This window comes from Micrococcus sp. KRD026, assembly GCF_017168445.1.
GTDB classification, from domain to species: domain Bacteria; phylum Actinomycetota; class Actinomycetes; order Actinomycetales; family Micrococcaceae; genus Micrococcus; species Micrococcus luteus.
In genome coordinates this window covers 46,410-59,891 of the sequence record NZ_JABFBA010000029.1, presented here as the reverse complement: position 1 = coordinate 59,891, position 13,482 = coordinate 46,410, and the positions used below count along the sequence as shown (strand labels likewise).

The following is a 13,482-nucleotide window of genomic DNA, read 5'->3' as shown; positions in this document are numbered from 1 at the left end:
CCGGGGGCGGTGGCCTTCAGCACGCACGGCGGACCGGGCTCGATCTACGCGGAGGTCGAGGAGATGCGCGTCGTGGCCGGGCGGCACGAGCACGCCGCCGACGAGGCGGCCGGAGCCTCGTGGCAGGTCGACGCGGCCGCCTTCGGGCTGGGCCGGACGGCCACGTGGCTCGCCTCCGCCGCCCTGCTGCAGGACCGGCTGGTGGAGGCGGTCGGCCGGGTGCGGAGCCTGTCGGAGCAGTGCGCCGAGCTGCACCGTGACCTGCTCTCGGCGGCGGCCCGCTACGAGGAGGCCGAGCGCGCGGCGGCCGGCATCACGGCCGCCGAGGACGCCTCCCTGGGAGAGCTGCCGGCGCTGCTCTGGCGGGACGGCCATGACGGCCTCACCACCCGCGAGGCGGAGCGGCTCGTGCAGGACCTCGCCCAGGCGGTGCCCGAGGCCATCGTGGCCGCCCTGCTCACGGCCGCCGGGTTCCCCCTGCTCGCGGCCCTGGCGCGGATCGACGTGAAGATGCTGACGAGGGCGCAGAAGCGGGTGCTGAAACGGCCCGTCTCCTCCGCGGCGAAGAAGGGGACGGATGCCGCGTCGGACCTCACCGAGGCGCTGCGGGTCTCCCCGGACGAGGCGTGGACCGTGGCGGCGGACGCCCTGACCCTCGCCGGCGCGGCGCCCCGGGGCGCGGTGACCCCGCACGGGGCGCCGCAGGACCGGCCGACGGCGCCCGCCCTGCTGGACGGCTCGGCCACGGGGCTGGCCTCGCTCATCCCGCGAGAGGAGGGGGATGGCGACCTCACGGTCACGGAGGTGGTGCGAGAGAACGGGAGCCGCGCCTGGGTGGTGGGCCTGCCGGGCACCCGCGGCGGCCTGATCCCGGATCCCGAGTCGACCGACCCGTGGGACGCCGGCGGGCTGCTGGACGCCCTCGGCTCCGGGTCCGAGGTCACGGCCCCGGCGGTGCGGGCGGCGCTCGAGGCGGCCGGCGTCCCGCACGGCGCCCCGCTCGTCCTGGCCGGCTACTCCCAGGGCGGGGTGCACGCCGTCAACCTGGCCGGGCGCGAGGACTTCACGTCCGTGTATCCCGTGGCCGGCGTCATGACGATCGGGGCTCCGTCCGGCAACGCGGTGGAGACCGGGCGGACCGCGGTGCTGGAGTTCTCCTCGGACGGGGACCTGGCCGTCGCCGCGGACGGGGCGCCCACCCCCGTCTCGTCGCGCCGGGCCGAGGTGGTCTTCCACCCGGCCGGCCACGGATGGGATGCGCCCGGGGGTGGCTTCCGGACCGCCTCTCCGCTGGCGGTCGAGGACGACCTGGGCGCCGCCCACGACTTCGACGCCCAGGTGGACCTGATCCGGCAGTTCGAGGCCGCCGAGCCCGCGTCCCGGGCGGAGGTCGCCGGGCTCTCCGCCGCGTTGGCCGGGTTGACCGCCGGCACCGTGGCCTCGAGCCGGGCGGTGCGCCTGCGCCGCACGCCGCCCGAGCGGGACCACCTGCCCCCGGGATCCCGGTGAGCGCGCCGGCGGCGGGGCGCCCGCCGCCGCCCGCTCAGTTCGCGTCGAGCAGCACGCCCGCGAAGAACGCGTTCAGGCGGTCGACCTCGTCCAGGCCGAAGACGCCGGAGACGTACTGGTCCGGGCGGACCACGACGACGGCGCCGTCACGGCTGATGCCGCGGGCCTCGAAGATGTCCTCGCCGTGCGTGGGCCGGCACGTGGCGAAGATGTTGTTCAGGTCGTGCAGGCCGAGGGAGCCGGTGGTCGGCCGGAAGATCGACGGCACGTCCGGGTGGGCGAACTCGGTCTGCTTCTGCTGGTACACGACCTTGATGTCGAAGCAGGCGTCCTCCGGCCCGTCCGACGGGGTGTGGCGGTTGCGGAAGGACCGCGGGTCCTCCACGATCGCCTTCGCCCACGCCGCGACCTTCGAATCCTCGGCGCGCGGGGAGGCGGCGTCGGCGAACACGTACACGCGCCAACGGCCGTCCGCGCGGTGCAGGTGGCCCAGGTGCTTGACGTTGGTGTCGCACGAGCGCTCCACCAGCGCCGACTTGAAGCGCTTGCCGATGGGGTAGCCCTGCGCCAGCGCCTGACCGGTGGCGTCCGTGGTGAGGAGGGAGGGCCGGTACTCCGTCATGAAGCCGGCCGGGAACTCGGCGGTCTTCGTGTAGAACTCGGCCACCTCGTTCGGGTCGCCCAGCTCGGAGGTGGGCTTGGCCATGAGCGTCGACCACTCCTTGTCGAAGTCGATCAGGTTCTTGGCGATCTCCTTGCGCTCCTCCGAGTAGGTCGGCACGAGCTCGACCGGGGCCATCCCGGAGAGCACCTGGCCGAGCTTCCAGCCGAGGTTCCAGCCGTCCTGCATGGACACGTTCATGCCCTGGCCGGCCTTCGCGGAGTGGGTGTGGCAGGCGTCGCCGAGCAGGAACACGTTGGGGTGGGCCACGCGCTCGCGGTTGTCGAAGCCCGAGGTGAGGCGGTGGCCCACCTCGTACACCGAATGCCAGGCGACCTCCTTCACGTCCAGCGTGTAGGGGCGCAGGATCTGCTGGGCCCGGCGGATGATCTCCTCGAGCGGGGTCTGGCGCACCCTGTGGTCGTCGTCCGCCGGGACCTCGCCGAGGTCCACGTACATGCGGAACAGGTGGCCGCCCTCGCGGGGGATCAGGAGGATCGAGCCGCTGGACGAGTGGATCGCGCACTTGGTGCGGATGTCCGGGAAGTCCGTGTCGGCCAGCGCGTCCATGACGCCCCACGCGTGGTTCGCGGCGTCGCCGGTCAGGGTGTGGCCGATCGCCTTGCGGACGCGAGAGCCCGCGCCGTCCGCGCCCACCACGTACTTGGCGCGCACCTGGCGGGTCGGGCCCGAGGCGGGGTCCTCGAGGGCGTTGCCCTCGGCGTCCACGGTGCGGCGCAGGGTCACGAGCACGGGGTGCTCGCCGTCGTTCGTGTCCTCGAGGGTTTCGAAGGCCCAGCCGTAGTCCGGCCGCGCGCGGGTGGGGGAGTTCTTCATGTACTCGGCGAACCAGTCCAGGATGCGGGCCTGGTTCACGATCAGGTGCGGGAACTCGGAGACGCCCTCCGGGTCGTCCTCGGCCAGCGAGGTGCGCACGATCGTGTCCGCGTCGTCCTCGGCCGGGTTCCAGAACGCCATGGAGGTCAGGTCGAAGGCCTCGTCGATGATCTCGCTCGCGAAGCCGAAGGCCTGGAAGGTCTCCACGGAGCGGGCCTGGATGCCGTCCGCCTGGCCGATCTCGAGGCGGTGGGGGCGGCGCTCGATGATGCGGGTGTGGACGTCCGGGAACATCGCGAGCTGGGCGGCGGCGATCATGCCGGCCGGGCCAGAGCCGACGATCAGCACGTCCATCTCGTCCGGCAGCTCGGCGGGGCGGTCCAGGCCGATGCCGGCCGCCACCTGGACGCGCGGGTTCGTGGAGACGTAGCCGTGGTGGTGGAAGAGCATGGGGGTCCTTTCGCTGCGGGGGGATGTCGCTGCGCGGCACGTGCCACCCGACGGTGTGTTCTCTCAGAGAACACGGTGTTCTCCCTGGGAACACATGTGTGCCAGACTGTACGCGGACGTGATCGGGTTCACAACCGGCGCGCGGGCCGACCGCGCCCCGGGTGCGTCACGTCCGGCACGCGAGGCGAGGAGCACGGATGGCGGAGCACGACGACGGCCCGGTCCGGGAGGGCGCACCCTCCCAGACGCTCTCCCGCGCGCTCACCCTGCTCGAGACCGTCGTGGAAGCGCCCGAGCCGCCCACCATCGCCGACCTCGCCGACGGCCTGGGCGTCCATCGCTCGGTCGCCTACCGCATGCTGCGCACCTTCGAGGCCCACGGCCTGCTGCGCCGCGACGGCCTCGGCCGCGTCCACGCCGCCCCCGGCCTGGCCGTCCTCGCCCGCCGGGTGGAGCAGGATCTGCGCGCGGCGGCCATGCCGCACCTGACCGCCGTCTCCACCGACCTGGGCATGACCGCGTTCCTGGTGGTGTGGGACGGGGCCCACTGCCTCACCCTGGCCACGGCCGAGCCGCCCAGCGGCAACCTCGTCACGCAGCGGCCGGGGACCCGGCACCCCCTCGGGGTCGGTGCGCCGGGGATGGCGATCGCCGTCGCCCTGACCGGACAGGAGTGGGCGCGGCTGCCCAGCGGGGCCCCGCCCGAGCGGCCCGAGCTCGACGACGTGCGGGAGCGCGGCTGGGCCGTCAGCTCCGACGAGGTCATCACCGGCGTCTCCTCGGTCGCCGTGCCGCTGCGGGTCCCGGGCCAGCTGCCCGCCGCCCTCGCCGTGGTCTACGCGACGCGGCCGGAGGACCCCGCGCGCCTCGGAGACCGGCTCGGTGAGGCGGCCCGGGCCGTCGCCGTCGCCTTCGGCGCAGCCTGAACCCCGGGGCGCCGCGTCCGGGGCCCGTGCGGCGGATCACAGCGTCCGCGGCCCGCATTACCCTGGTGGCCATGACTGATGACGCACAGCAGACGCCCGCCGTGGTCGCGCCCCACAAGAAGGTCGGCATGCTGCCGCCGTACGCCGCCGGCAAGCCGCCGGTCGCCGTCCCGGGCCTGCACCCCTACAAGCTCTCCTCGAACGAGAACCCCTACGCGCCCGTGCCCGGCGTGATCGACCGGGTGCGTCAGGTCGTGACCGGCCCGGAGGGCGCGCCCAGCACCCTCTGCCGCTACCCGGACACCCTCTCCACCGGCCTGCGCCAGGCCCTGGCCGCGCACCTGGACGTCCCGGCGGACGACGTCGTGACGGGTGCCGGCTCCCTCGGCGCCCTGGCCCAGGTCATCACCGCCTTCGCCGGCCACGGCGAGGCGGGGGAGGGCGACGAGGTGATCTTCGCGTGGCGCTCCTTCGAGGCCTACCCGATCGTGGTCCGCACCGCCGGTGCCGTGGACGTGCAGGTGCCGCTCACCGCGGACCACCGCCACGACCTGCCGGCCATGCTGGAGGCGATCACGGAGCGGACCCGCGTGATCCTGCTCTGCACCCCCAACAACCCGACCGGCCCCGTGCTCACGACCGCCGAGGTCGAGGACTTCCTGGCGCGCGTGCCCGCGCACATCCTCGTGGTCATCGACGAGGCGTACGTGGAGTTCGTCCGCGACGAGGACGCGGTCAAGGGCCTGGAGATGTACCGCAAGCACGCGAACGTCGTCGTGCTGCGCACCTTCTCGAAGGCCCACGGCCTCGCCAATCTGCGCGTGGGCTACTCGGTCTCGCAGCCGGAGATCACCAAGGCCCTGCGCACCGTGGCCACCCCGTTCGCGGTGTCCACGGTGGCGGAGGAGGCCGCGATCGCCTCGCTCGAGCACCTGGACGAGGTCCTCGAGCGCGTGCAGGTCGTCGTCGACGAGCGCGAGCGCGTCGCCGCCGCCCTGGCCGAGGCCGGTTGGGACCTGCCCTCCTCGCAGGCCAACTTCGTGTGGATGCCGCTCGGCGAGCGCACGCAGGCGTTCGCCGAGGCCGCCCAGGCCCAGGCCCTGTCCGTCCGGGCGTTCGCGGGCGAGGGCGTGCGCGTGAGCATCGGCGAGAAGGAGGCCAACGACCGCTTCCTCGAGGTCGCGCGCGACTTCCTGACGTGAGCGGGCCGGCGCGAGCGGCACGTTGGACCGGCTGATCCGGGTCCGCTTCGCGTTCGACGCGGAGCGTCCGGTGTTGACCGTGGCGGCCCTGGCCCGGCGCACCGAGCTGCCCCTGGCCACCGCCTATCGGTGGGTGGACCGGCTGGTGCGCGCCGAGCTGCTGCAGAAGGACGAGGACGGCGTGGTCCGGCCCGGCCTGCGGCTGTGGGAGATGGCCTCCCGGAGCGCGCCGAGCATGTCCCTGGCCCGGACGGCCATGCCGTTCCTCGTGGACGTGCAGTCGGTCCTGCGGCAGCACACGCAGCTCGCGGTCCTCGACGACGACGGCGTCCTCGTGCTCGCCCGGCTCTCCTCCCAGGGGGCCGTGGTGAACCAGGCGGACGTCGCGGGTCGGCTGCCGCCGTTCACCACCGCCCTGGGACTCGTGCTGCTCGCCCACGCCCCGGTCGAGACGGCGGAGCGGTTCATCGCCCGGCACCGGGACCGGCTCGGCGCCGTCGTGGATCACCATCCCCTCGAGTCGGGGCGTGCGGTGCCCGCGGGCGTGCGGGCGCGGGTGGCCACGCCCAGCGAGCCGCGGCTGCGAGCGCTTCTGGCGGATGTGCGGCGGGAGGGGTACGCGGCCGTGGACGGCGCGTTGGACGAGGAGTCCCGGGGGGTCGCCGTGCCGGTCCGCGGGGCCGACGGCGTGGCGGCGGCCGCGCTCGGGGTCGTCGTCCCCCGCGAGGCGCCGTACACCCCGGGGGTGCCGCCCCTGCTGATGACGGCCGCCCGGGGGATCGCCCGCGGACTCGGCGGCCATTCTCACTGAGTGAGAACGGCCGGGCGCGGGCCGTGTCCTGCGCCACAGGATGGTCGGGACCTCCGCCGCCGGCCCCGGCAGCGCGGCCCGACCCGCCCGGCCCGACCGGTGACCCGGTGACGTCCCCCGGAAAGGACGCCATGACCCAGCCCCCCGTGACCCGCACCCGCGTCGGCATCGTCGGCGGCGGGCCCGCCGGCCTGATGCTCTCCCACCTGCTCGCGCGGCAGGGGATCGACAACGTCGTCCTCGAGTCCCGTGACCCCGAGACCATCGCGCACACCCACCGCGCGGGCATCCTCGAGCAGCCCAGCGTGGAGATGCTGACGGACATGGGCGTCGACGGCCGGGTGAGGACGGTGGGCGACGAGCACCGCGGCATCATCCTGCGCTTCGACGGCGAGTCGCACGCCCTGGACTTCCCGGAGCTCGTGGGTGCCACGGTCACCCTGTACGCGCAGAACGAGGTCTTCGTCGACCTGGCCGCGGCGCGGCGGCGCGACGGCGGCGACGTCCGCTTCGAAACCGAGGTGCTCGAGGTGCTCGACGTCGACTCGGACACCCCCGGCGTCCGGTTCCGCTCCGTGGCCGGTGGCGAGGAGGGGCCGGTCGAGGAACTGCGTTGCGACATCCTCGTGGGCGCCGACGGCTCGCGTTCCACCGTGCGCAAGGCCCTCCAGCGCGACACCGAGGGCGAGGACCACTTCCACGCGTACCCCTTCGCCTGGTTCGGCATCCTCGCCGAGGCGCCCAAGTCCTCGCCGGAGCTGATCTACGCCCGCTCCGAGCATGGCTTCGGCCTGATCTCGCAGCGCTCGGAGACCGTGCAGCGCATGTACTTCCAGTGCGACCCCTCGACCCGCGTGGAGGACTGGTCCGACGACCGGATCTGGGACCGGCTGCAGAGCATCGTGGCCGGGCCGGACGGCTTCACCCTCAAGACCGGCCCCATCATCGACAAGACGGTGCTCGGGTTCCGCTCCTATGTGCGCACACCGCTGAGTCACCGCAACGTCTTCCTCGCCGGCGACGCCGGACACACCGTCCCGCCCACCGGCGCGAAGGGCCTGAACCTCGCCTTCGCGGACGTGCGCGTCCTGGCCGAGGCGCTCGAGTCGTGGGCCGCCACGGGCTCGCGCGACCTGCTCGACGCCTACTCGGAGACGGCGCTGGCCCGCGTGTGGAAGGCCCAGAACTTCTCCTACTGGATGACCACCATGCTCCACGCCCGCCCGGACGCCTCGGAGTTCGAGGACATGCGCGTGCGCGGTGAGCTCCGCAACGTGGTCCAGTCCCGTTACGGACGGCAGTTCCTCGCCGAGCAGTACACCGGCTGGCCCTCCGCCTGAGCCCGACCGATCCCCGACCCCGCAGAGAAAGGAGCCGACGTGAGCATCGCCGCCCAGGCCAAGGACGACGACACGTTCGACAGCGCCCACGTGCTCGACCCAGCCGCCACCCGCGATTCGCAGGGGCAGATCAGTGAGGAGATCGCGGTGGCCCACGCCCAGGCCCAGGGCGAGACCCAGCCGCGGCTCGACTTCCCGCCCTATCGCTCGTCTGTGTTCCGCCACCCCACCAAGTCGCTCGTGCACGCCGACCCCGAGACCGTGGAGCTGTGGTCCCCGGCCTTCGGCCACCGCGACGTGCACCCGCTCGAGGCGGACCTGACCGTCGGCCAGAACGGCGAGCCGATCGGCGAGCGCATCAAGATCCGCGGCCGCGTGCTGGACGGCGCCGGCCGGCCGGTCCGTCACCAGCTCGTGGAGATCTGGCAGGCCAACGCGGCCGGCCGCTACGTGCACAAGCGCGACCAGCACCCGGCCCCCCTGGACCCCAACTTCACGGGCGTGGGCCGCACCCTCACCGACGCCGAGGGCCGCTATGAATTCACCACCATCAAGCCGGCGCCCTACCCGTGGAAGAACCACCACAACGCGTGGCGCCCCGCCCACGTGCACTTCTCCCTCTTCGGCACCGACTTCACGCAACGGATGATCACCCAGATGTACTTCCCGGGCGACCCGCTGTTCCCGCTGGACCCGATCTACCAGGGCATCACGGACCAGAAGGCACGCGACCGCCTCGTGGCCACCTACGACCACTCCGTGACCAGCCACGAGTGGAACACCGGCTACTGGTGGGACATCGTGTTGACCGGCAGCCAGCGCACGTGGATGGAAGACGAGGAGGGCGATCACTGATGCGGATCGACGAGAACACCGAACGCGCCCCGGACGGCACGCTCATCCCGACGCCGGGCCAGACCATCGGCCCGTTCTTCGGGTACGCGGACGGCTATGAGCAGGTGCACCTGCCCTTCCGCGACGGCCAGAACCTCGTCCCGCCCGGCCGCGCGGACGCGCTGCGCCTGACCGGCACGGTCTACGACGGCAACGGTGACCCCATCCCGGACGCGATGCTGGAGATCTGGCAGCCGGATGCCGAGGGCGCCATCGCCCAGGAGGAGGGCTCCCTCCTGCGCGACGGCTTCACGTTCACCGGCTGGGGCCGGGCCACCGTGGACAACGCCGGCACGTACACGTTCTCCACCGTCGAACCCGGGGCGACCGGCGAGGGCACGGCGCGCTTCATCCACCTCGTGCTGTTCGCCCGGGGCCTGCTGAACAAGCTCCACACGCGCGTCTACCTGCCCGAGGACGCCGAGGCCCTCGAGCGGGACCCCCTGCTGGCCTCCCTGCCCGAGGAGCGGCGCCGCACCCTCGTGGCCGAGCGCCTCGACGACGGCTCCCTGAAGTTCGACATCTGGATCCAGGGCCGCGGCGAGCACGCGGACAAGGAGACGGTCTTCCTCCAGTTCCCCGGCATCGAGTACCCGAGGCACGGCTGATGGCGGCCGTCGACCCCCTGGGGCCCACCGCCGACATCGGCCTGCTCAGCCCCGTCTGGGCGGCCGGCACGGTGGCGGAGACGACGTCGGACCGCGCCGTCCTCGGCCACCTGCTGGAGGTCGAGGCGGCGTGGGTGGACGTCCTCGCCCGGCGCGGGCTCGCCTCCACCGCCGAGGCCGAGCAGGTGCGAGCCGCCTGCGACCCGGCGGAGTACGACCCGGCGGCGATCGCCCGCGCCGCGCAGGGCGGCGGCAACCCGCTGATCCCCACGCTGCGGGCGCTGCGCACACGACTGCCGGCCGGCGCTGCCGCCACCGTGCATCTCGGGGCCACCAGCCAGGACGTGGTCGACACGGCCCTGATGCTGATGGTGGCCCGCACCGCGCGCGACCTGACGGCGGACCTGCGGGCCGCCGCCGGCGCCCTGTCCCGGCTCGCACTGACGCACCGGACGACGCCCATGGTCGCCCGTTCGCTCACGCAGCACTCCCTGCCCTCGACCTTCGGGCTGCGCGCCGCCACCTGGCTCGACGGGCTCGCGCAGGCCACCCGGCGCCTCGAGCGCGCCACGACGGACCTGCCGATCCAGTGGGGTGGGGCCGCCGGCACGCTGGCCTCGCTCGCCGGTCACGTCGAGCGAGCCCGCCGCGCCGGTGGGCTCGCCGACGAGGTCACCGCGTTCGACCTCGTCGAGGACCTGGCCGCGGAGCTGGGCCTGAGCGCTCCGCCCGCCCCGTGGAACACCAACCGGATGGCCGTCACGGGCGTGGCCGCCGCGCTCGCGGACGTCGTCGCCGCGTGTGGCCGGATCGCCAACGACGTGCTGATCGCGGCGCGCATCGAGATCGGCGAGCTGGGCGAGCCCACGGCCCCCGGGCGGGGTGGCTCCTCGGCGATGCCGCACAAGCAGAACCCGGTGCTGTCCGTGCTGGTCCGCTCGGCGGCCCTGTCCGCGCCCGGCGTGCTCGCGCAGGTCCACACGGCCGCCGGCGCCGCCGATGACGACCGCCCGTCCGGCGCGTGGCACGCGGAGTGGCCCGCGCTGCGGCAGCTGCTCCGGCTGGCCGGCGGGGCCGCCGCGCTCACCCGTGAGCTCACCGCGGGTCTGCGCGTGGACGAGGACCGGATGCGGCAGAACCTCGGCCGCACGGGACCGGCGCTGGTCTCCGAGCGGCTCGTGGCCGAGCTCGCCCCCATGATCGACGCGGCCGCGGGGCGGCCCGGCGCGGGCCGGGACGCGATCCACGCCGTCGTCGACGACGCCCTGGCCGGCCGCGGTGAGTTCGGTGCGCTGTTGCGCGCCGCCGTGCCCGCGTCCGTCGGAGACGACCGCCTCGCGGAGCTGTGCGATCCGGCCGGCTACACCGGCGAGGCGGCCGCGCTGGTGGACCGCATTGTGGCCGCCCATACCGACCTCGCGGCTGACTGAGCCGCGAGACGTCACCCCCCTGCGTCGGGCGGACCGCCCTGCCAGGATCGATCAGCAGAGCCCCGCCCGCCGCGGGGAGCCCGACCCCGACCGGAAGGATGTCGCATGGGCCAGCCCACCGTCACCACCACCCTCCTGCATGCCGCGCTGTCGCCCGCCCGTGTCCTCGTGGTGGGCGCCGGCCTCGGCACCGGCGCGCACGCGCTGTGGTCCCTCGCCGCAGAGCGCATGGGCGAGGACACCTTCGTCGTCGGCTACGACCTGCCCGGCCACGGCGCCTCCGCCCCCCAGGCCGAGCCGTGCACGATCGCCGAGCTGGCGGACGCCGTCGTCGCCGCCGTGGCCCGCCTGCGGGATGAGGGCTCGATCCCGGCGGAGGTGCCGGTGTTCTTCGCCGGTGTCTCGCTCAACGGCTGTGTGGCGCTGCAGCTGGCCCTCGACCACGCCGACGAGATCGCCGGGGTGGCCGTCATCTGCTCGGCCGCCAGGATCGGCGAGCCGCAGGCCTGGCGGGAGCGTGCCGAGCTGGTCGAGCGGGCCGGCACGCCGACCATGGTGGCCGGTTCGGCCGAGCGCTGGTTCGCCCCGGGGTTCATCGAGCGCCATCCGGAGCGCGCCACGGCCCTGCTGCACACGCTGCAGGAGGCCGACCGGCACTCCTACGCCCGGCTGTGCGAGGCGCTCGGCGACTTCGACGTGCGCGAACGCCTCGCCACGATCACCGTCCCCGTGCTCACCGTGCACGGCGCCCACGACACGGTCACGCCGCCGGCGGCCGGCGAGGAGATCGCCGCGGCGGTCCACGGCACCACGGTGGTCACGTTCGACGACGCCGCGCACCAGGCCCCCCTCGAGCAGCCGGAGGCCACGGCCGAGGCCCTGCGCGCGTTCCTGGCGGGTGCGGTGAGCGGCGGCCAGGCCCCGATCGGGCACCAGATGGACCGCACGGCGCAGGAGGTCCTCGACGCCGGCATGGCCGTGCGCCGGGAGGTGCTCGGGGACGCCCACGTGGACCGCGCGGAGGCGAAGAAGGACGAGACCACGGAGGACTTCCAGAACCTCATCTCCCGGTACGCCTGGGGCACCATCTGGACGCGGCCCGGCCTGGACCGGCGGATGCGCTCGGCGGTGACCATCACGGCGATGGTCTCGGGCGGGTACTGGGACGAGTGCGCCATGCACCTGCGTGCCGCCCTGCGCAACGGGCTGAGCCGGGAGGAGATCCGGGAGATCCTGCTGCAGACCGCGATCTACGCCTCGGTCCCGGCCGCGAACATCGCCTTCGCACTGGCCCAGCGGGTGTTCGCGGAGGTGGACGAGGACCTGGCGGCCGGCCGGCCGCTCTGAGCCTGGAGGCTCACTCCGCCGGCCCGATCACCCGCCACATCAGGCGGCGGTACAGCAGCGCGCACGCGGTGAGGACCAGCGCCCCGGCGAGCACCGGGGTGACCAGGTAGTGCCAGTCCGCGTTGCTCAGCATGACCGTCAGAGCGGTGGCGCCCGCGGGGGCGTGGATGACACGGAGCCCGGCCATGACGGCCATGGCCAGGCCCATGCCGGCCGCGAGCGAGTACCAGGCCAGAGGCAGCACGGAGATCACGGCGATCCCGCATGCGGCCGAGACCACGTGCCCCACGAGCACGTTGGCGGGGTGGGAGTGCGGGCCGTGCGGCACGAGGAACACGAGCACGCAGGACGAGCCGAAGGCGCCCACCAGCAGCGGCACGGAGGCCAGGTCCTCGCCGAGGCTGAGGGTGGCGATGGTCAGTGCCCCCGCGATCGAGGCCGCGAGGACCACGTGCCAGGGCAGACGGGGGGCCAGCGGGCGACGCCACGGGTCCAGGAACCGCGGGGGACGCAGACCGGGCAGGCGGGTCATGCGCTCGTCTCATCTCCTCGTGACTCGGTCGCGGCCCGGGTCGGGCTCCTCCAGGGTAGGCCGCGGGCGGGGTCCGGGGGCGCCCGGGGGCGGAGAGGCCGGGTCTGTGACGGCCGATCAGCGGCGCAGCGCCACGAGGGCGTCCTCGGCGTCCCGCGCGGCCTCGCGCAGCACCGGCAGGGCGGCGTCGACGGCGGCCCGCGTCTGCTCGGCCGCGCTCGGTCCGGCCGCACCGGGGGAGCGGTGGGGCAGGGCCGTGTTGATCGCGGCCACCACGGCGCCGTCCGGCCCGCGCACCGGCACGGCCACGGAGCTGAGATGGGGGTCCAGCTCGGCCGTGACCACGGCGTGGTCCTGTTCCCGCACCCGCGCCAGCTCGGCGAGCAGCGCGGACACGTCCGTCACGGTCTCCGGCGTCCGCGGGGTCCGCGGGGTGCCCTGGAGCAGACGACGCGCGGCGGCCGGCGGCAGGTCGGCGAGCAGGACCCGGCCCATGGAGGTGAGGAACGCCGGCAGCCGCGTGCCGACGTCGAGGTTCACCCGGATGATCCGCTCGGTGTGCACGCGGGCGATGTAGAGCAGGAAGGCCCCGTCCAGCACCGCGGCGGAGCAGGACTGCTCGAGGGCCTGGGAAGCCCGGGCCAGCACCGGCCGCAGCAGCTCCGCCAGCGATGTGCCCGTCCAGTAGCCGTGGCCGAGCTCGAGCACCCGCGGAGTGAGTCGGAACTCGCGGCCCTCCTGCACCGCGAAGCCCTCGTGGACGAGCGTGTGCAGGACACGGCGCGCCGTGGCGCGCGTGATGCTGGCGGCTTCTGCGGCGGAGGAGACGGTCAGCGCCGGACGGCCCGGGGTGAAGGACCGCAGCACGGCCAGTCCGGTGGCCAGGGCGCGCACGGGGGCCTCCGGGCGCGCCCTGGCCACCGGACTGGCCGTGC

12 protein-coding genes and 1 pseudogene are annotated in these 13,482 nt (G+C 74.3%); 10 read left to right on the top strand and 3 right to left on the bottom strand.

Going from position 1 to position 13,482, the window contains the following annotated elements; translation table 11 throughout:
• The first annotated feature begins 9 nt into the window (after positions 1–9).
• Positions 10–1,509, top strand: coding sequence for a hypothetical protein (locus J1M40_RS10450; RefSeq protein ID WP_338401433.1), 1,500 nt, complete (start codon positions 10–12; stop codon positions 1,507–1,509).
• Positions 1,510–1,543: 34 nt separating this feature from the next.
• Here J1M40_RS10450 and J1M40_RS10445 read toward each other — a convergent pair whose 3' ends face one another.
• On the bottom strand, positions 1,544–3,457 hold the full coding sequence (locus J1M40_RS10445) for an FAD-binding monooxygenase (protein ID WP_102708666.1): 1,914 nt from the start codon (positions 3,455–3,457) through the stop codon (positions 1,544–1,546).
• 197 nt (positions 3,458–3,654) lie between these two features.
• Here J1M40_RS10445 and J1M40_RS10440 point away from each other — a divergent pair, with 197 nt between their 5' ends.
• The 9 genes and pseudogenes from J1M40_RS10440 (at position 3,655) to pcaC (ending at position 12,015) form a co-directional block, all read left to right on the top strand.
• The gene (locus J1M40_RS10440; protein WP_102708667.1) at positions 3,655–4,383 is read left to right on the top strand and encodes an IclR family transcriptional regulator; all 729 of its coding nucleotides are present in this window, start codon (positions 3,655–3,657) and stop codon (positions 4,381–4,383) included.
• Positions 4,384–4,454: 71 nt separating this feature from the next.
• Positions 4,455–5,585 (top strand): histidinol-phosphate transaminase, encoded by a 1,131-nt coding sequence (locus J1M40_RS10435; protein WP_180971872.1) that lies wholly within the window; start codon positions 4,455–4,457, stop codon positions 5,583–5,585.
• 22 nt (positions 5,586–5,607) lie between these two features.
• A complete protein-coding gene (locus J1M40_RS10430; protein WP_036339040.1) occupies positions 5,608–6,396 on the top strand; it encodes an IclR family transcriptional regulator in 789 nt (262 codons plus the stop codon).
• A 131-nt stretch (positions 6,397–6,527) separates the two neighbouring features.
• Positions 6,528–7,736, top strand: coding sequence for a 4-hydroxybenzoate 3-monooxygenase (locus J1M40_RS10425; RefSeq protein WP_070709251.1), 1,209 nt, complete (start codon positions 6,528–6,530; stop codon positions 7,734–7,736).
• A gap of 39 nt (positions 7,737–7,775) precedes the next feature.
• Positions 7,776–8,591, top strand: a complete 816-nt coding sequence (pcaH, locus tag J1M40_RS10420) for a protocatechuate 3,4-dioxygenase subunit beta (protein WP_070709253.1) — start codon at positions 7,776–7,778, stop codon at positions 8,589–8,591.
• On the top strand, positions 8,591–9,238 hold the full coding sequence (gene pcaG / locus J1M40_RS10415) for a protocatechuate 3,4-dioxygenase subunit alpha (protein ID WP_070709255.1): 648 nt from the start codon (positions 8,591–8,593) through the stop codon (positions 9,236–9,238). The genes pcaH and pcaG overlap by 1 nt, the downstream gene beginning before the upstream one ends.
• Positions 9,238–10,668, top strand: coding sequence for a lyase family protein (locus J1M40_RS10410; RefSeq protein ID WP_102708668.1), 1,431 nt, complete (start codon positions 9,238–9,240; stop codon positions 10,666–10,668). Before pcaG ends, J1M40_RS10410 begins: the two co-directional genes overlap by 1 nt.
• Positions 10,669–10,773: 105 nt before the next feature.
• A pseudogene (locus tag J1M40_RS12810) lies at positions 10,774–11,553 on the top strand (alpha/beta fold hydrolase); the annotation flags it as partial.
• A 51-nt stretch (positions 11,554–11,604) separates the two neighbouring features.
• Positions 11,605–12,015, top strand: coding sequence for a 4-carboxymuconolactone decarboxylase (gene pcaC / locus J1M40_RS12805; RefSeq protein WP_230278112.1), 411 nt, complete (start codon positions 11,605–11,607; stop codon positions 12,013–12,015).
• A gap of 10 nt (positions 12,016–12,025) precedes the next feature.
• On the opposite strand, the gene J1M40_RS10400 is transcribed toward pcaC, so the two are convergent.
• Positions 12,026–12,547 (bottom strand): HPP family protein, encoded by a 522-nt coding sequence (locus tag J1M40_RS10400; RefSeq protein ID WP_070709037.1) that lies wholly within the window; start codon positions 12,545–12,547, stop codon positions 12,026–12,028.
• Positions 12,548–12,664: 117 nt separating this feature from the next.
• On the bottom strand, positions 12,665–13,482 hold an 818-nt coding region (locus J1M40_RS10395), incomplete at its 5' end, for an IclR family transcriptional regulator C-terminal domain-containing protein (RefSeq protein ID WP_342356902.1).

Coding starts and splice junctions, on each gene's coding strand:
- J1M40_RS10445 (WP_102708666.1), bottom strand. CDS start 3,457: ATGCTCTTCCACCACCACGGCTACGTCTCCACGAACCCGCGCGTCCAG.
- J1M40_RS10440 (WP_102708667.1), top strand. CDS start 3,655: ATGGCGGAGCACGACGACGGCCCGGTCCGGGAGGGCGCACCCTCCCAG.
- J1M40_RS10435 (WP_180971872.1), top strand. CDS start 4,455: ATGACTGATGACGCACAGCAGACGCCCGCCGTGGTCGCGCCCCACAAG.
- J1M40_RS10425 (WP_070709251.1), top strand. CDS start 6,528: ATGACCCAGCCCCCCGTGACCCGCACCCGCGTCGGCATCGTCGGCGGC.
- pcaG (WP_070709255.1), top strand. CDS start 8,591: ATGCGGATCGACGAGAACACCGAACGCGCCCCGGACGGCACGCTCATC.
- J1M40_RS10410 (WP_102708668.1), top strand. CDS start 9,238: ATGGCGGCCGTCGACCCCCTGGGGCCCACCGCCGACATCGGCCTGCTC.
- pcaC (WP_230278112.1), top strand. CDS start 11,605: ATGGACCGCACGGCGCAGGAGGTCCTCGACGCCGGCATGGCCGTGCGC.
- J1M40_RS10400 (WP_070709037.1), bottom strand. CDS start 12,547: ATGACCCGCCTGCCCGGTCTGCGTCCCCCGCGGTTCCTGGACCCGTGG.